Source organism: Anaerobacillus sp. ABA4_114, assembly GCF_056159065.1.
Map to the genome: position 1 here is coordinate 3823121 of NZ_JBSWUM010000001.1, position 17289 is coordinate 3840409.

At 41.7% G+C, this 17289-nt stretch carries 15 protein-coding genes; 8 read left to right on the forward strand and 7 right to left on the reverse strand.

Features of this window, described 5'->3' with window-relative positions; translation table 11 throughout:
• Window positions 1-126 precede the first annotated feature (126 nt).
• The 3 genes from ACXAEY_RS19825 to ACXAEY_RS19835 form a co-directional block, all read right to left on the reverse strand.
• The gene (locus ACXAEY_RS19825) at window positions 127-1449 is read right to left on the reverse strand and encodes an aspartate aminotransferase family protein (RefSeq protein WP_474814384.1); all 1323 of its coding nucleotides are present in this window, start codon (window positions 1447-1449) and stop codon (window positions 127-129) included.
• Between the two features lie 25 nt (window positions 1450-1474).
• A complete protein-coding gene (locus tag ACXAEY_RS19830) occupies window positions 1475-2872 on the reverse strand; it encodes a YjiH family protein (RefSeq protein WP_270182678.1) in 1398 nt (465 codons plus the stop codon).
• A gap of 110 nt (window positions 2873-2982) precedes the next feature.
• Window positions 2983-4347: a sigma-54 interaction domain-containing protein gene (locus ACXAEY_RS19835; protein ID WP_474814386.1), complete on the reverse strand. Its 1365-nt coding sequence runs from the start codon at window positions 4345-4347 to the stop codon at window positions 2983-2985.
• Window positions 4348-4548: 201 nt separating this feature from the next.
• On the opposite strand from ACXAEY_RS19835, the gene ACXAEY_RS19840 reads away from it, so the two are divergent.
• From ACXAEY_RS19840 to ACXAEY_RS19850, 3 genes are all read left to right on the forward strand, one after another.
• Window positions 4549-5265: a 3-ketoacyl-ACP reductase gene (locus ACXAEY_RS19840; RefSeq protein ID WP_474814388.1), complete on the forward strand. Its 717-nt coding sequence runs from the start codon at window positions 4549-4551 to the stop codon at window positions 5263-5265.
• Between the two features lie 131 nt (window positions 5266-5396).
• Window positions 5397-5612 (forward strand): YuzF family protein, encoded by a 216-nt coding sequence (locus tag ACXAEY_RS19845; protein ID WP_270182681.1) that lies wholly within the window; start codon window positions 5397-5399, stop codon window positions 5610-5612.
• A gap of 18 nt (window positions 5613-5630) precedes the next feature.
• Window positions 5631-6521, forward strand: coding sequence for a manganese catalase family protein (locus ACXAEY_RS19850; RefSeq protein ID WP_474814390.1), 891 nt, complete (start codon window positions 5631-5633; stop codon window positions 6519-6521).
• A gap of 39 nt (window positions 6522-6560) precedes the next feature.
• Here the strand turns inward: ACXAEY_RS19850 and ACXAEY_RS19855 are convergent, their stop codons facing one another.
• Window positions 6561-7733 carry an endonuclease gene (locus ACXAEY_RS19855; RefSeq protein ID WP_474814393.1) on the reverse strand — a complete coding sequence of 391 codons (1173 nt, stop codon included), beginning with the start codon at window positions 7731-7733 and terminating at the stop codon, window positions 6561-6563.
• 258 nt (window positions 7734-7991) lie between these two features.
• Here ACXAEY_RS19855 and ACXAEY_RS19860 point away from each other — a divergent pair, with 258 nt between their 5' ends.
• The 5 genes from ACXAEY_RS19860 (at window position 7992) to ACXAEY_RS19880 (ending at window position 14417) form a co-directional block, all read left to right on the forward strand.
• A complete protein-coding gene (locus ACXAEY_RS19860) occupies window positions 7992-9548 on the forward strand; it encodes an ABC-F family ATP-binding cassette domain-containing protein (protein ID WP_474814395.1) in 1557 nt (518 codons plus the stop codon).
• A gap of 114 nt (window positions 9549-9662) precedes the next feature.
• Entirely contained in the window at window positions 9663-11198 is a 1536-nt protein-coding gene (locus ACXAEY_RS19865; protein WP_474814398.1) for an FAD-dependent oxidoreductase, read from the forward strand.
• A 202-nt stretch (window positions 11199-11400) separates the two neighbouring features.
• Window positions 11401-11832 (forward strand): MarR family winged helix-turn-helix transcriptional regulator, encoded by a 432-nt coding sequence (locus ACXAEY_RS19870; protein WP_270182685.1) that lies wholly within the window; start codon window positions 11401-11403, stop codon window positions 11830-11832.
• Window positions 11825-13009, forward strand: coding sequence for an MFS transporter (locus ACXAEY_RS19875; protein ID WP_474814400.1), 1185 nt, complete (start codon window positions 11825-11827; stop codon window positions 13007-13009). The genes ACXAEY_RS19870 and ACXAEY_RS19875 overlap by 8 nt, the downstream gene beginning before the upstream one ends.
• 94 nt (window positions 13010-13103) lie before the next feature.
• On the forward strand, window positions 13104-14417 hold the full coding sequence (locus tag ACXAEY_RS19880; RefSeq protein ID WP_474814402.1) for an alanine/glycine:cation symporter family protein: 1314 nt from the start codon (window positions 13104-13106) through the stop codon (window positions 14415-14417).
• Window positions 14418-14459: 42 nt separating this feature from the next.
• Here the strand turns inward: ACXAEY_RS19880 and ACXAEY_RS19885 are convergent, their stop codons facing one another.
• From ACXAEY_RS19885 to ACXAEY_RS19895, 3 genes are all read right to left on the reverse strand, one after another.
• A complete protein-coding gene (locus ACXAEY_RS19885; protein WP_474814404.1) occupies window positions 14460-15071 on the reverse strand; it encodes a histidine phosphatase family protein in 612 nt (203 codons plus the stop codon).
• Between the two features lie 181 nt (window positions 15072-15252).
• Window positions 15253-16584 (reverse strand): FAD-dependent oxidoreductase, encoded by a 1332-nt coding sequence (locus ACXAEY_RS19890; protein ID WP_474814406.1) that lies wholly within the window; start codon window positions 16582-16584, stop codon window positions 15253-15255.
• Window positions 16585-16750: 166 nt separating this feature from the next.
• Window positions 16751-17197 (reverse strand): DUF4385 domain-containing protein, encoded by a 447-nt coding sequence (locus ACXAEY_RS19895; RefSeq protein ID WP_474814408.1) that lies wholly within the window; start codon window positions 17195-17197, stop codon window positions 16751-16753.
• Window positions 17198-17289 lie beyond the last annotated feature (92 nt).

Sequence of the window (17289 nt, forward strand, 5' to 3'; positions counted from 1 at the left end):
CATAAAACAGCCTAAAGAACAGCATGTTTTCGGAAAATTTAAAATTAAGTTGCATACCGACGAATAAATATGAGAAGACATAATAAAAGCTCCTGCCACACTGTAACGGGCAGGAGCAAAACTCTTCTATACACTTACAGGCTGTGCTTCATTTTCAAACGCAATGACAGCTTCTTCAAAAATGCGTAAACCTTCGTCCATTTGTTCTTTCGATACAATGAGCGGTGGAATCATACGGATGACTTCCTGATGCTTTCCGCATAGATAAAACAAAACACCTTTTTCAAGCGATAAATCCAGGATACGCATCATGCCTGCTCCATCTGGAGCACCAGTTTTCGGATCGATAATTTCAATCCCGATCATAAGACCAACACCCCTGATTTCACCGATTACTTCGTGTTTAGATTTTATTCTTTGAAGACCCTCTAGTGCGTATTCTCCCATTTGCCTTGAGTTTTCCAGAAGCTTTTCCTCTTCTATTACATCAAGTGTTGCGAGTGCAGCTTCACAAGCGATCGGATTCCCACCAAACGTTGTGCCATGGGTTCCCATCGGCCATTGGCTCATCAACTCTTTCGATGCCACCGTTGCACTAAGGGGCATACCTGATGCGATTCCTTTAGCGATGGCCATAATGTCAGGATTCACATCGAACGTTTGTGCAGCAAACCATTCCCCCGTACGCCCAAAACCAGTTTGAACTTCATCGAATATCAGCAAGATGCCGTGACGATCACAAATTTCACGAACTTTTTGCAGCCATTCTTTAGGTGGAATAATGTACCCACCTTCACCTAAAACAGGTTCAACGATCATACAAGCGACCTCTTCAGGTGTCACCTGATGATCAAATAATCGCTCCACATCTTTCTCAAGCTCTGCAACACAGTACTCGGCAGGATCGAGACCTTCTGGACAAGCTTTAACATCTGCATAAGGAAGTTGATAAGTCAGTCCGTTCGGTTGTAAAAATTTTCGATATTTACTTTTCGACGTACTCACACCGAGCGCACCGAGAGAACGTCCATGAAAACAACCTGTGAAAGAAACGACGTACTGACGTTTTGTAACATACTTTGCGAGCTTCAACGCGCCTTCGATCGCCTCTGTTCCGCTATTTGCAAAGAAGAAACAATCTAGATTTGATGGCATGATGCCACCCAGTCGTTCAGCTAGTTCTAAGATCGAATCGTACATGATTACGCCAGACGGTCCATGCATGAGTGAATCCGCGCCTCTTTTGATTGCATCGACAACTTTTGGGTGACGATGCCCTGTATTCGCAACAGCAATACCCGAGGTGAAATCTAAATATTTTGTTCCATCAGCACCGTAATAGTAACACCCCTCTTCTTTTACAACAGGAAGGTTAGGATGATCTTTCGCCATACTTGGTGCTAATAGTTCCGACATACGATTGTATCTTTCTTCAAATGATGCGTTCATTGTTTGTCTCCTCCTTAGATGTTAATTAGAAAAATAAATGAGCCATAACGACGATAATAGGTAGTGTAATAATTGTTCTTTGGATGAAAATAATCGCTAATTCTAGCACAGAGATCGGAATTTTTGACTTCACTAGTAATATACCGATTTCAGACATATAGATGAGCTGCGTTAAGGAAACAGCTGCAATCACGAAACGAGTTAATTCACTCTCGATTCCTGTACCGATTACCGCTGGCAGGAACATATCAGCGAATCCAACGAGCATTGCTGGTGCAGCAGAAGCAGCTTCAGGAATCTGCATCCATTGAAGGATTGGAACGATCGGCATTGCTAAATACGTGAAGAACGGCGTAAATTCTGCAATGATCAATGCAATGGTTCCTAGCGCCATCACGAGTGGAATAAGCGCAAAGTAGATATCAAGTACGGTATGAACGCCTTGACGAGCAACGGCCTTTACACCTTTTACTTGAGATGCTTTCTCTAGAGCCTTTTCTAACCCCCATCTGTAGTTTGAAACGCCCTCAGGAACGTCTTCAGAAATTTGCTTCCCTGTTACCTCATAATAGGTATCTTCTTTTCTAGAAAGAGGTGGAATTCTTGGGCAAACAACCGCTGCTACAAGTCCAGCAACGACAACTGTGAAGTAAAATGGAACAAACATGTCCTCAAGACCTATGAAACTAATAACTACTAAACTAAATGCAATGGAATTAATAGAGAAGTTTGTAGCAATAACTGCCGCTTCTCGTTTTGTATAATAGCCTTCTTCATATTGTTTTGTTGTAATCAATACGCCTACTGTGCCAGCACCCATCCATGATGCCAGTGCATCGATCGAAGAACGGCCAGGTAATTTAAATAGCGGTCTCATCACACGTTGCAGAGACGTCCCAATAAAGTCCATCAAGCCAAACTCAAGAAGTAGCGGCATCAACAAGCCAGCAAAGAGAAACCATGCTGCGAGTACAGGTACGAGTGCATATAGCATCGTCCCACCCGATACGTCAGAAATAATGAATTCAGGACCAAACGTATATAATGTCATTACTGCAAAAATTGCCCCTATTGCTCTAGTGGCAATCCAGAACCAGTTCACATAGAAAAGTTGCTTTAAAAACGGTCTTAACATAATAGACTTTGGTTCAAAGATCTTTACAAAAATAGGAATGATTGCAGAAACTACTAAAACGGCCGTCATCAATCCTGGAAGTACTGGCTCTAGACCTGCTTGAATCGATTCCGCCATGATTCCTACACCGATCGTTATCTTCCCATTAAATGGTACGGGAACAAGGAATAAAAGGACTCCGATGAGTGATGGGATAAGAAACCATAAATAATGACTAAGTGGACGAGTCGATACGGTACTTCCCCCTGTACCCTCGTACGAATAATTTTTTTGCTCTTTTGCTTCCATTGGTCACGCCCCCTGTTTTATATTAATACAAATTCTTGCATATTAATAAAAAAGAAGCAAGAAGAGATTTACTCCTTTGCTTCTTTTTAATGCAAGACCCGTGCCAATTATCAGTTTATTCTGTATTTTTTAAGTTTTCTTACCACGCTCGGTTGGCTTATCCCTAGTGCTTCCGCTATTTTTGTCGTTGTTCTAAATTTACGTTTGGCTTCCTCTAACCTCTGTTTTTCTAGTTTTTCTAACGAAGATTGTAGACTCTCACTCGTATTATTCATTTTTGAATAGGAGTCTTGGTGGATTCTATACGTATCTGGTAAATCATCCAGGTGAATAGTAGATGAATTTGAGGTGACCACAACACGCTCGATCAAATTCATTAATTCGCGAACGTTCCCCTTCCAATCAAGCTGACTCAACTCGTGTAAAACCTGCTTATCCATTACTCGTTTTCTTTTATACTCCTCGCAAAATTTGCTCAGAAAGGTATGAATCAGAGGAACGATATCTTCTTTCCTTTCTCTAAGGGGTGGAATGATAATCGGTACAACGTTTAGGCGGAAATATAAGTCTTCTCGGAACAACTTTTCTGTAACGGCACTTTCTAAATCTCGATTTGTTGCACTAATCAGCCTGAAATCCGAATGAATTTCTTTTCTGCCTCCTACACGATAAAAGCATTTATCCTGGATTAGTTTCAACACTTTCACTTGATTTGAAAGAGATAGTTCTCCGATCTCATCAAGAAACAGCGTTCCACCTTCAGCCATCTCAGCTAATCCCATCCGACCGCCTTTTCTAGCTCCTGTAAACGACCCATCTTCATATCCAAAAAGCTCAGCTTCAAAAAGAGCATCAGGTATCGCACCACAGTTTACTTCTATAAAAGATCCGTCTCTCCGCTCACTATTGTTATGTATGAACCGGGCCATCTCTGATTTACCTACCCCTGATTCACCTAATAGTAGAACACTAACATCGACACCACAAATTTGTTTCGCAGTAGCAACTAACTTCCTCATTTCATCGCTACGCCCAACGATTCCATCTTCTGTATGTTGGGACTTCAGCCAATTAAGTTCGGTGCGGACCCGCTCGACTTCAGCAGACATTTCTTCCATTCCAGCTTTTATTTCCATAAGCTCTGTAACATCATGTGAATAGCTAACAATTCGAATCAGCTTCCCGGTCTCATCATGCACCGGCACACCTGTAACAAGTAGTTTTTGACCATCTTGACCCGTTTGGACAAACGTCACTCGCTTATTCGACCGAACTACCATTGGCGTAGCTAGAGGGGTAAACAACCCTTCTTTCTCAAGCTCGTATACTGAGCGGCCCATTAGGTCCTTTGCCTTCACTCCATAAACAGTCCCGGTTCCTTCACTCGCTTTTACAATGATTCCATTTGGATCTGTAACCAAAATATCATCCTGAAGTGAATGGAAAATTGCTTTGTACTCATTCCAAGCATCCATTGTATCCCACCTATTATTCGTTTATGAATAAGTATTCTATTTTTAGTCTCAATCCTTGTCATAGCTGTATTAAGTTAATTCATTTTTGAATAATCTGTACTTTCATCATACCATATCGCTCTGTTTCAAAAGCAAAATTCTTTCCATTTAAAAACAAGAAAGATAAACTATTCTTTTAAATGAAATAAAGGAGGGTTTCCATTGGAAAACCTAAAAGGCAAAACAGCACTTATTACTGGAGCAGCTAGAGGAATTGGGAAAGCAGCTGCAGTGAGATTAGCAGAAGAAGGCGTAAATATCGGAATGATAGCAAGAACGGAAGAAACACTTCAAAGCGTAGCAAAAGAAATAGAAGCCAAAGGTGTGAAAGTAGCGTATGCTGTTGCAGATATTTCTTCCAATGAAGAAGTCACGACCGCCGTATCTCGTATTCGTGAAGAACTTGGTCAAACAGATATCCTGATCAATAACGCTGGTATTGCTAAATTTGGAGGTTTCATGGACCTTGAGGTTTCTGATTGGGAAAAGATTATCCAGGTTAACCTTCTTGGTGCTTACTACGTTACTCGCGCCGTCTTACCAGATATGATCGAGAGAGAAACAGGCGACATTATTAACATTTCTTCAACCGCTGGTCAGAAAGGCGCCCCTGTAACGAGTGCTTACAGCGCTTCAAAGTTTGGTCTGCTCGGACTAACAGAATCACTTGCACAAGAAGTGCGCAAGCACAATATTCGCGTTAGTGCCTTAACACCAAGTACAGTTTCTACTGACCTTGCTGTTGAAAACAATTTAACAGATGGAAACCAGGATCATATGCTTCAACCTGAAGACATGGCGGAGTTTATGGTTTCTCAGTTGAAGTTAAACAAACGTGTGTTTATCAAAACAGCAGGACTTTGGACAACAAACCCGTAACTCGCCTTAATCAGCCTATCAGGCTGATTTTTTTATGCTCTCTTTACCCTCCTTACATTTTGGACTATGACAACCCACCAATAGCGTAAGTTAGAAAAGTGTAGAACCTGTTTGGAAGGGAGAGGAAATGTTTGAACGAACAATACCCGACTCTTACAAGCCTCGTTGATCCATATGTATATGAGACGCTCCAATCGATCACAGGAAGCATGGTGACTGTTGAAACAACGAGAGGATCACTTCGTGGTGTCTTACAAACCGTTATGCCAGACCACATCGTGGTGCAAGTAAAGCAGACTCCTTTTTTTATTCGAATTCAACAAATCGTCTGGGTGTTTCCTAACTAATAAGATGGGAGGCCAATTATGTTTAAGCGAATCAATAAGCAATTGATTGAACTTCCCATCCCTGATCACGGTGACGCTAACGCAGCTGCAGCGGTTCAGGATTTATTGGGAGGAAAATTTGGTGAGATGTCAACGCTAAACAATTACATGTTTCAGTCTTTTAACTTTCGACAAAAGAAAAAATTAAAACCCTTCTACGACCTTGTCGCAAGTATTACTGCTGAGGAATTCGGTCATGTTGAGCTCGTTACAACTTCCATCAACCTATTAACAAAAGGAAGCTCTTTCCCTGGTCCACCGGATATCACGCCACTTCAAAACGGGAAAGATGTTCGAAACACCGCACAATTCGTTTCAACCGCTCAAACGGCTCTAGGCGCAGACTCGATGGGAAACTCCTGGCGAGGGGATTACGTTTTTAGTAGCGGAAACCTCGTTTTAGACTTAATGCATAACTTCTTCCTCGAAATTGGTGCCAGGGCGCACAAGATGCGCGTCTATGAAATGACCGATCACCCTACAGCAAGAGAGATGATTGGCTATCTGCTTGTTCGAGGCGGCACGCACGTCCTCGCATATGCAAAAGCAATAGAAATCGCGACAGGCACCGACTTAACCAAGATGCTTCCAGTGCCAAACTTAAGTAATTCAAGTTTCGACTACGCTAGAAAATTTGAGGAGCGGGGGTTGAATAACGTCCTTTACACTTGGAGTGATGGAGAGTATCAAGGCATTCGTCAAATTTGGAAAGGCACGAATCCTGAAAATGGCATGCCTTTACAAGTTATTGAAGGCACACCTCAAGGTGCAAAAATCCCTAGTCTAGACGATTTACCAGAAGAATTTGCCCCGGGAATCACTAGGGACCATTATGAAGAGATCGCAAAACGCTTGATGAAGAATATGTAAAAACACCTGCTTTCCATTTTGGAAAGCAGGTGTCCTCTTTTACCAGATCGATTCAACCCATTCAGGATGATCGATAAAAGGGTTTCGATTATGCTGATACTGATTATAAATCACATCATTACGGTTTCTCTCAAAGTCATCTACAGGATCCATCTCATGCCATGCTTTTAATACAGAAACTTTCCCCATGTATGGAGCAGAACCATTGTTAACGAGATCATTAAGCTCAAGATCTAGTTCTCCGCTATCTCCTTCGTAACGTACAGCCATATAAAATATCATTCTAGCTACGTCACCTTTTACACTGTCTCGTGGTTCCCATGAATCACTGTCAGAATAGTTTCCTCTCGCTTCAGTATTCTCTGAACCTCCATTATCAAAGTCTAGGTTTCCTCTTGAACCGTTTACGGTTACATCAGTAGGACGTAGATGATGGATGTCTGTCCCTGGTCCCATCGCAGTTCCGAAATCACCGTGAGATTTCGCCCATACGTGTTCACGGTTCCAATCGTCGACATTGCCTCCGTTCTCATACTTACTCTTAGACCAACCGCTATATAGTAAGAGAACGTTATTAGGATTAGCTGGGTCTTCGTCAGTCACTCGAAGCGCATCCCACACTTGACTATATGAAAGCTCTGTATGGTCATCGATAATCATATGGAGTTCTGATTTCAATGCATTTCCTGTTTTTCCTTCAGCAGATTGATAGTACGTACCATAATCCCCTCCAGAACCGCCGTTTCCGTCATTTCCTCCGCTACCGCTACTTGTTAACTCCATTGCAGTAACGCTTTTTTCACCTGGGTGTGCAAAATAATCAGTCAATGAACCCGTTACTTTAATTTTCTCACCCATTAATTCAGGGTTACTCTTCAACCCAAATTCACTTCTAAACTGTGATGGAATTTGGACATACAGCATATCGTCCATGTTTGATTCGCCCGCTTGATCTGCGATCGCCATCGCATAGTCATCTTGAAAGTTACTTGTCGAAACAGAAGTCGTCGATTCAGGCTTTCCAACGATGTATCCCTCTACCGTTACACCTGACTCCCCTTGATTCGCTATTCCCTGAGCTACAGAATACGGTGATGCAGCCGTTCCAGAACCAGATGCATTTGAAGGTGTGATCGACATGTACAAAAAGACAAGTGAAAGAGCGACCATGATTACGACAGTGGTTAGTACACGATTTCTAGCAGTAGTCATATAATATCCTCCCCGGTTTAATAGCCCACTTATAGGCTACTACTAGATTAAACGTACCGTATTAAGATGAATGAAACACGATGTAAATGTTACTTAATTTTATCGTGACTTTAGAACTAAGCGCAGGTTTTAGAAGACTATCAACCTAGATAACTTCATGAAGTTACCAAAGATTTAACCTGCCTTCACCTTTCATCAAAGCGTTTTGTCATATATAATCAATGAAGATTGTTAAACATTAAATAAAGGGTGTTTCCTATGAGTATATTAACCGTGAAAAACCTTACTCACGGATTCGGTGACCGAGCAATTTTTGATGATGTTTCATTTCGTCTATTAAAAGGTGAACACATTGGACTGATCGGTGCTAATGGAGAAGGTAAATCTACATTCATGAACATTATCACAGGTAAACTTGAGCCTGATGAGGGGACCGTCGAATGGTCCAAAAACGTAAGAGTCGGCTACCTCGATCAACACACTGTGTTAGAACGAGGCATGACGATTCGCGACGCATTAAAAGGTGCGTTTCAATACCTGTTCGATTATGAAGCAGAAATGAATGAACTGTTCGCAAAGATGGGAGACGCTTCCCCTGATGAGTTAGAAAAACTTATGGAGGAAACAGGTACTCTCCAGGATGTGCTAACAAACAACGACTTCTACGTCATCGATGCAAAAGTTGAGGAGATTGCGCGTGGACTTGGTCTCGATGAAATTGGACTTGAAAAGGATGTTCAAGATTTAAGTGGCGGTCAAAGAACGAAGGTTCTTCTAGCAAAGCTTCTCCTAGAGAAGCCTGAAATCCTTCTTCTCGATGAGCCAACAAACTACCTTGATGAACAGCATATCGTCTGGCTTAAGCGCTATTTGCAGGAATATGAAAATGCGTTCATCCTCATTTCACATGATATTCCTTTCCTGAACAGTGTAATAAACCTGATCTATCACATGGAAAATCAAGAGCTAACAAGATATGTCGGTGACTACAATAACTTCCTTGAAGTATATGAAGTGAAAAAGCAGCAATTAGAAGCAGCTTATAAGAAACAGCAGCAGGAAATTTCACAGCTTAAAGATTTTGTAGCACGAAACAAAGCTCGAGTAGCAACGCGGAACATGGCGATGTCGCGTCAGAAAAAACTCGATAAGATGGATGTCATCGAACTTGCAAAAGAAAAGCCAAAACCTGAATTTAATTTTAAGCAAGCGCGAGCATCAGGTAAATTGATCTTCGAAACGAATGATCTCGTAATCGGATACGACGAACCTCTATCTCGTCCTCTCAATTTAACGATGGAGCGTGGACAGAAAATCGCGCTCATGGGGGCAAACGGTATTGGGAAAACCACTCTTCTCAGGAGTATCCTTGGGGAGATTAAGCCGATAAGTGGATCAGTTGAAAAAGGCGACTACCTTTATATCGGATATTTCGAACAAGAGATCAAAACGAAATCCAATAATACATGTATAGAAGAAGTGTGGAAGGAATTCCCTCACTACAGCCAGGCACAAATTCGAGCAGCGTTAGCAAAGTGTGGACTTACAACAAAACACATTGAAAGCAAGGTAGACGTACTGAGCGGAGGCGAAAAAGCCAAAGTTCGCCTTTGCAAACTGATGAACAACGAATCGAACCTGCTCGTGCTCGATGAGCCTACAAATCACCTTGACGTAGAAGCAAAAGCAGAATTAAAACGTGCTCTACAAGAATATAAAGGCAGCATTATCTTAATCTCACACGAACCTGAATTTTATCAAGATGTTGCGACTGAGGTTTGGAATTGCGAAGACTGGACGACCAAACTTGTGTAATGCATCTAACGAGGCTTATCCCATTTAGGGGTAAGTCTTTTTTTATTGGTTTCTGAATGAATGAAAACATCTTGGAAAAAATAGGAACGTTGAATACGTTAGGAGGTTATTGAATTGACTGATAAGAATGCGTGGCCACAGTCTCCAGAACCCATTTGGCGGGTAGGGAAGCAACAAAGTCCTCTCTCTGCTCTCACTGAGAATATAGAAACAGATGTGGTCGTTGTTGGTGGTGGAATTACAGGGATTACTTCGGCTTATCTTCTCGCAAAAGAGGGACTACGCGTTGTACTTCTTGAAGCAAACCAGGTATTGAACGGAACAACAGGACATACCACTGCAAAGATTACAGCGCAGCACGACCTGATTTACGATGAATTTCTAAATCACTTTGGAAAAGAAAATGCACAGTTGTATTACCGTGCTAATGTTGAAGCATTGAAATTTATCAAACAAACGATTGATCAAGATTCCATTTCTTGTTCATTTTCAGAGGAAGATGCTTATCTTTATGCGACTACCCCAGAGTACGCAAGAAAATTAACAAATGAAATGCGTGCGTACCAACAGCTCGGCATTCATGGAGAGTTCGTAAACAGCCTGCCACTTGACCTTCCAATAAAAGCTGGCATCAAGATGCCAAACCAAGCTCAATTCGATCCAGTTGCTTATTTAACGCCTCTTCTCAATTCGTTCCTACAAAATGGCGGGAGGATTTATGAGAAGACTGTCGCGGTCGATGTTCAAAAAGGGACGAATCCAGTTGTTGTGACGAAGAATGGCTCAACCGTTACATGCAAACACGTGCTAGCTTGCTCACATTTCCCTTTCTATGATGGAAATGCCCTCTATTTTTCTCGCATGTATGCTGAAGCTTCTTACGTTGTAGCAGCATCCACGAAATCTGAATTCCCTGGTGGAATGTATTTAAGTGCAGAAGACCCTAAGAGATCGATGAGAAGTCATACCTTTAATGGTGAGAAGCTTGTACTCTTCGGGGGTGAGAGTCATAAGACCGGTCAAGGAAACAGATTGAGTGATCATTACAAAGCGCTTAAGTTCTTTGCAGAGGAAACGCTTGGAGTGAAGAATGTACTGTATCGCTGGTCGGCCGAGGACTTTTATACGCTAGACAAGCTTCCATACATAGGACCTGTTACATCCAAGCAGGATAACATCTTGATCGCTACTGGGTTTCACAAATGGGGCATGACGAACGGCACTACGGCTGCTCTTTTGTTCAAGGACTATGTAATGGGGAATACGAATCCATATCAAGACCTGTTTTCCCCATCACGCTTCTATGCGGATCCGAGCATCAAAACATTCCTCGTACAAAATGCGGACGTGGCTGGTCAATTTGTGAAAGGGAAATTGTCTGTTCCAAAAAAGAAAATCTCAGAATTGAAGCAAGATGAAGGAGCCGTTGTCCGTATCAACGGAAGAAGGGCTGGAGCATACAAAGATCAAGAAGGATCCGTTCACCTCGTCGATACAACTTGTACCCATTTGTATTGCGAGGTCGAATGGAATGATGGAGACCGAACGTGGGATTGCCCTTGCCACGGCTCTCGATTCGGGGTTGATGGTAAAGTGATCGAAGGACCGGCTGACAGACCTCTTACCAACTTAACAGATGAGCTCGAATAGTTTTTAGCTAGGAGGATTTCCTTCTGGCTTCTTTTTTTGTGAAAAATTCGAGTGAAACACTCTATTTCCGCGGAAATAATTCAACAATCGATTCAGTTCGACTCTATTCTTAGAAGCTACTATTCTTTACATTCCTCTCCTCAGCCGTTAGACTGGAGTTTATGATTTTATTTACCTAGGTAACTAATGTACGGAGGGCTCTATGATCACAACTAATGACATCTTTCATTCACTAAACCAAAAAATGCGTTTCATCATAAAAGAAGCAAATGAGAAACTGAACGAATTTGATCTCTACACATCTCAATGGGCAATTCTTTATTGCTTGGATCAGTTTGGACCTATGAAGCAAACAGAGATCTGGAAATACTTAAATGTTGAAGCACCCACCACCACTCGAACGCTTACTAAAATGGAAAGCAACAACTGGATCGAACGCGCTGAGGGTGAAGACAAACGTGAACGTATCGTTTGCTTAACGGATTATGCTAAATCAAAACTTCCAGAAATCAAGGCTTCGATTCAGGAAATGGAAGAATCGCTGCTGCAGAATTTATCAAACGAGGATCAAGAACAATTCATGACCCTGCTTAATAAGATTGGGTCAGAGAAAGAAGTGGTTACACATGGCTAACAAACGTCCTATATGGTCAAAGAGTTTCATTAACATCTTTGTGAGCAATTTATTTATTTTTGTTGTTTTTTACGCACTCCTAACCCTACTGCCGATTTACGTTACAGATGCAATGGGGGGATCTGAGTCTCAAGCAGGGTTGATCATCACGATCTTTCTACTATCAGCAATTATCGTTCGTCCTTTTTCTGGTAGATTAATAGATCGATTTGGAAAGAAAAAGATGCTTGTCGCGAGTGCCGCTATGTTTGGAGTCGCGACGTTTCTTTATCCGATAACCGATCAGTATATTCCGCTGCTCTTACTCCGTTTTTTCCATGGTATGTGGTTTAGTATCGTTACAACAGCTGCCGGTGCGATCGCTGCAGATTCCATACCACGAGAACGACGAGGTGAAGGCCTTGGATATTTCGCAATGAGTATGAATGTAGCGGTTGTAGCAGGGCCATTCCTAGCATTGACGCTCCTTCAATTCGTTTCATACCTTACGATCTTCTTAGTCCTCAGCGGCATAATGATCATAGGGTTATTGTGCACGATTTCGGTTAAAACAATTGAACATGAGACGATTAAAAAGAAAAGTTTAACAATGGAAGACTTGTTCGAACGTCGCGTAATTCCAATCGCGCTTGTTGGATTATTTCTAGCTTTTTCATACGCAAGCGTCATTTCGTATATTTCTCTATATGCCAAGTCTTTAGGGTTACTTGATGCTGCTGGATTCTTTTTTGCAGTTTTTGCTGTCGCGATGCTCGTTTCACGACCATTCACTGGAAGAATGTTTGATACGCTTGGACCAAACACTGTGATTACGCCAGCGTTTCTGTTATATGCATTTGGTCTTTTGACGCTAAGCTTTACGGATACGTCATGGATGCTCCTTGCTGCAGGTGGCCTCATCGGTCTCGGCTATGGCTCGATTGTTCCTAGCTTTCAAACTCTAGCCATTCAGGCTGCTCCTGACTCTAGAAGCGCTCATGCGACGGCTACCTTTTTCACTCTGTTCGATATCGGAATAGCTACTGGATCATACGTGCTTGGTCTCATCGTTCATTCATTAGGATATTCAAACCTATATCTCTTCCTTTCTGTTTTTGTAGCTGGCATTCTAGTGTTTTATCAGTGGGTTTCAAAACGACAGCCGAAAAAACAGCTTCAATCACAAGCAAATTATTAAGTAAATAGTTACCATACCGTGTTAAAGGGTTGAAGTCCTCAGAAAAAATAGCTATTATTGGGGAATCTAATTTTTCTGAGAGAGAGTGACAACCATGAATATTATAGAAGAAATTAATTCCATATTATGGGGACCGATCATGATATCGCTTCTTTTAGGAACCGGGCTATTTTTTACGATTAGACTTGGTTTCATCCAATTGACTGGATTAAAGGAAGGGTTTCGCCAAACATTTGGCCCCCTTTTTTCTAAGAAGAAAAAAGAAGGGATCTCATCCTATCAAGCCCTATCCACTGCCATTGCCGCACAAGTCGGCACAGGAAACTTAGCTGGTGTCGCAACGGCTATTGCTGCAGGAGGTCCTGGCGCTATCTTTTGGATGTGGATCTCTTCTTTCCTAGGGATGGCCACAATTTTTGCTGAAGCCGTATTGGCACAGAAATACCGGAAGAAAGAAAATGGTGTCGTCAAAGGCGGACCAGCCTACTATATTCGCGATGGACTCGGCAGTAAAAAGCTAGCCGTCTTTTTCGCAATCGCCATCATTGCAGCGCTTGGTTTTGTAGGAAACATGGTTCAATCGAATTCGATCGCTGACGCTTTCAATACTGCCTTTAACATCCCACCGCTCCTAGTCGGAATCATTGTTGCTGTTCTGATAGGGCTGATTCTTCTCGGTGGTATAAAGCGAATCGCTACGTTTGCAGGAAATGTTGTTCCTGTCATGGCTCTTCTCTATATCATTGGAGCGATTGCCATACTAATCTTAAACTACGAATCGGTACTACCCGCACTCGCTCTTATCGTAGAAGCAGCATTTACACCTGAATCTGCAGGTGGCGGTGTGCTCGGAGCTTCCATTAAAGAAGCGATCAGGTACGGCGTTGCACGAGGCCTTTTTTCAAATGAAGCAGGTATGGGTTCAACCCCACACGCACATGCTGTCGCAAATGTGAAGCACCCCGCTCAGCAAGGATTCGTTGCAATGGTCGGTGTGCTCATCGACACGGTCATCATCTGTACCGCTACTGCACTTGTCATCCTTGTTACGGAAGGCGCAGGGTCTAATTTAACCGGTATCGAGCTTACCCAAGCTAGCTTTTCTAGTGGACTAGGTGGCTTCGGTATTTACTTTATTGCATTTAGTCTACTGTTCTTTAGCTTTACGACGATTCTCGGTTGGGCGTACTTCGGTGAGACGAATGTGAATTTCTTATTCGGAGAGAAAGGGGTACCGATTTATCGCGCAATTGTTCTTCTATTCATTGTGGGAGGTACAGTGCTTAACGTTCCATTCGTATGGCAGCTTGCCGATACGTTCAACGCCTTTATGGTGCTTCCTAACTTAATCGCACTTGTTGCACTAAGTGGCGTTGTAAAGAAAGCCTATAAAGAGATCAAGACCTAATACAGCAATTAAAAAAGCTAACCTCTCAGCGAGGTTAGCTTTTTACAATTCTAGATGTGTAGTGATATTCATGCTTTTTAAGACGATCTCATCTCCAGACACATCTACTATATTGATCCCAGTATTATCTTGAAAGATCTTACGATAATTTGAAAATGGCATCCCTAGTACTCCTGCAAGAAAGAATCGAATGGTATTGTTATGAGCTACAACAAGAATCGTATCGTCTGGGTGCTTTTTCGCCATCTCTTTAAAGAAGGCTGAAGCTCTTTCATACATTTCTCTTGCCGTTTCTCCAGTTCTTCCAGCTCTCGTTTCCCAAGGATTAGCCATCCAGCTATGCCAGGAATCTGGATCCTCAGCAATAAAATCTTTTTTGGCTCTACCTTCCCACTCTCCAAAATCTCCTTCAAAGATTCGTTCGTCTGATTCAACGGGTAGACGTTCGCCTAGAATTAATTCCGCTGTATCACGTGCTCTAATTAATGGAGAGGCATAAGCTGCATCAAACGTCACTTTTCTTAAAAAGTCACCGGCAGCAGCTGCCTGCTTCCTACCAAGAGAAGATAATCCTATATCTGTTCTGCCGCAGTATAAATCTCCTGCTGCGTTCCATTCACTTTCTCCATGTCTGACGAGATAAATACGCGTCATTCTTTAAGTCCTCCTAATTTATAAAACGGTATTCAAGATTGAGACACAAATCGTCTCATTCGAAAGGCTTCCAACGCCCTGCGGATTTAACCGGCTTACTTCCGCTTTTACTATTATGCAAAAGCTGGTTCTATGATGCAAGTTACAAAAAATCCGCCAGCTTTTCACTGGCGGATAAAATTTATTGAGCGGCTTGTAGGCCTGCTTGGTTTAAGAAGTTCCATGGTTTGTTGAAGTGTGGTTGGAAAAAGAAATCTACAAATCCAAGTTCATCTACTGTCATGTTGTTTTGGATACATACTGAAAGTGTATTTACAGATTGAGTAACGTCCGCTTTTGAGATGACTTGTGCCCCTACAATACGACGGCTGTCTTCTTCGTAAACAACTTTTAGCGTGATCACTTCATAATCCGGCATAAATTCAGGACGGTTATTTTCTTCTATTGTGATTGTTTTCACATTCATGCCCGCACGAAGCGCTGCTTTTTCAGTTAAGCCTGTTGATGCCATACTAAGATCAAAAAGATGTAGACCTGAAGTACCTTGCGTTCCCATATACTTAATCGTAGGCTTCACGATATTTCTACCGACTAACGTTCCCATTCGAACTGCATTTGTTGCGAGCGGAATATAAGCGTGCTCCCCAGTTGGATTGTATTTGATCGCACAGCTGTCTCCCGCAGCAAAAATGTCTTTATTGCTTGTTCGCATATACTCGTCGACGATGATCGCACCGTTATCAAGCATATCGACCTGACCTTTTACAAGTTCAGTATTCGGGCGGAAACCTACACATAGTATGACAAGATCAGATTCGTATTCGCCTTTATTTGTATAAACCTTTGTTACGTTTCCATCATACCCTTCAAAACGTGTTACCGTTTCATTTAATGCAAGGTTGATTCCTCTCGTTTTAAAGTCTTCTTCGATAATATCAGTAAATTCAGGGTCCAAATATTTGCTCAAGATACGATCCTCACCATCGATGAGCGTTACTTCTTTTCCGTACTTTTGAAAAGCTTCTACAAGTTCAACACCAATATACCCAGCGCCAATCACCGTTACCTTCTTAGCATTCTTCGCTCGTTCAATGATGGTATTGGCTTGGTTATAGTTCTTTGATAAAAGGATGTTATCGAGCTCTATCCCCTCGATTGGAGGAACGACTGGCCAAGACCCTGTTGCCATTACGAGCTTATCAAAGTTATCTTCTAGTTGTTCACCTGTTTCTAAGTTTCTTACTGTGATTGTTTTTTGTTCTGTATCTATTGAAAGCACTTCATGCTTCATCTTCATCGTAACACCCATGTTTTCTAACTGTTCAGGAGAAGAGTAGAATAACCCTTTTGGATCTTTTACAACGCCACCAACATACAGTGCGATACCACATGATAAGAAAGAAACGTTATCGTTACGTTCATAAACGGTAACCTCAGCTTCAGGATAGAGATTTGCTATATTTGAAACAGCTGCTGTTCCAGCGTGTGTACAACCTACTACTGCTACTTTCATTTAAAATTCCTCCTGTTTTTTGTGAAGGTATTCACATGTTAGTTATCAGTTATGTGAAATGTTTCACATTAACCTTAACCATAGTATATGACAGGACTTATACGTTGGCAATGATTATGCTCAACATTTCACAATTAGTTCACTTTTACTAAACATCCCCGCCCTTTTACCCATACTTGTTTTGGTGCTCCTTCTTCTTCTCTAAGTACTCTTCATCTGTTCTTACAATTTTCCACTTCTCTTCAAAGATACGTGCCGACTCAGCCTTCTCTTCATCTATGTTTCTTTCATTAACATTACCATCAGAATCATATTTCTTCCCACCTTTATAATTTGCATATCTTCTAGATCTCGTGTATCCCATCTGTATATACTTTCTCGCCATATCCATTCCAACAAAATCATTTTCTTTCTTATATTGTTGAAACATTTGATAGATTTTCTCCGAAGATTCTTTTGCGATTTCTGGCGTTTTAAATCTCCAATGAGGCAAAATTTCACTTTTGTAAGGCTCTACCAGCAAAACTCCCTGTTCTCCACGACCTACTCGATACTTTTCTGGGTTCTCACGAAAATCTACCTTCTTAAAATCTACATCATAATTAAAGCTCATCTCGACGCCCTCCTCTTTCATTACTCTTTCCCCAATTTGATAAAAGATAACGAGTTTTACTCTTAAACAAACGTTTGATTGAACAAAAAAAG

What these genes read in the sequence shown, in the direction of transcription:
- ACXAEY_RS19830 (WP_270182678.1), bottom strand. Translation starts at nt 2,872, where the DNA reads ATGGAAGCAAAAGAGCAAAAAAATTATTCGTACGAGGGTACAGGGGGA.
- ACXAEY_RS19835 (WP_474814386.1), bottom strand. Translation starts at nt 4,347, where the DNA reads ATGGATGCTTGGAATGAGTACAAAGCAATTTTCCATTCACTTCAGGAT.
- ACXAEY_RS19860 (WP_474814395.1), top strand. Translation starts at nt 7,992, where the DNA reads ATGAGTATATTAACCGTGAAAAACCTTACTCACGGATTCGGTGACCGA.
- ACXAEY_RS19890 (WP_474814406.1), bottom strand. Translation starts at nt 16,584, where the DNA reads ATGAAAGTAGCAGTAGTAGGTTGTACACACGCTGGAACAGCAGCTGTT.
- ACXAEY_RS19870 (WP_270182685.1), top strand. Translation starts at nt 11,401, where the DNA reads ATGATCACAACTAATGACATCTTTCATTCACTAAACCAAAAAATGCGT.
- ACXAEY_RS19825 (WP_474814384.1), bottom strand. Translation starts at nt 1,449, where the DNA reads ATGAACGCATCATTTGAAGAAAGATACAATCGTATGTCGGAACTATTA.
- ACXAEY_RS19850 (WP_474814390.1), top strand. Translation starts at nt 5,631, where the DNA reads ATGTTTAAGCGAATCAATAAGCAATTGATTGAACTTCCCATCCCTGAT.
- ACXAEY_RS19895 (WP_474814408.1), bottom strand. Translation starts at nt 17,197, where the DNA reads ATGAGCTTTAATTATGATGTAGATTTTAAGAAGGTAGATTTTCGTGAG.
- ACXAEY_RS19875 (WP_474814400.1), top strand. Translation starts at nt 11,825, where the DNA reads ATGGCTAACAAACGTCCTATATGGTCAAAGAGTTTCATTAACATCTTT.
- ACXAEY_RS19880 (WP_474814402.1), top strand. Translation starts at nt 13,104, where the DNA reads ATGAATATTATAGAAGAAATTAATTCCATATTATGGGGACCGATCATG.
- ACXAEY_RS19855 (WP_474814393.1), bottom strand. Translation starts at nt 7,733, where the DNA reads ATGACTACTGCTAGAAATCGTGTACTAACCACTGTCGTAATCATGGTC.
- ACXAEY_RS19885 (WP_474814404.1), bottom strand. Translation starts at nt 15,071, where the DNA reads ATGACGCGTATTTATCTCGTCAGACATGGAGAAAGTGAATGGAACGCA.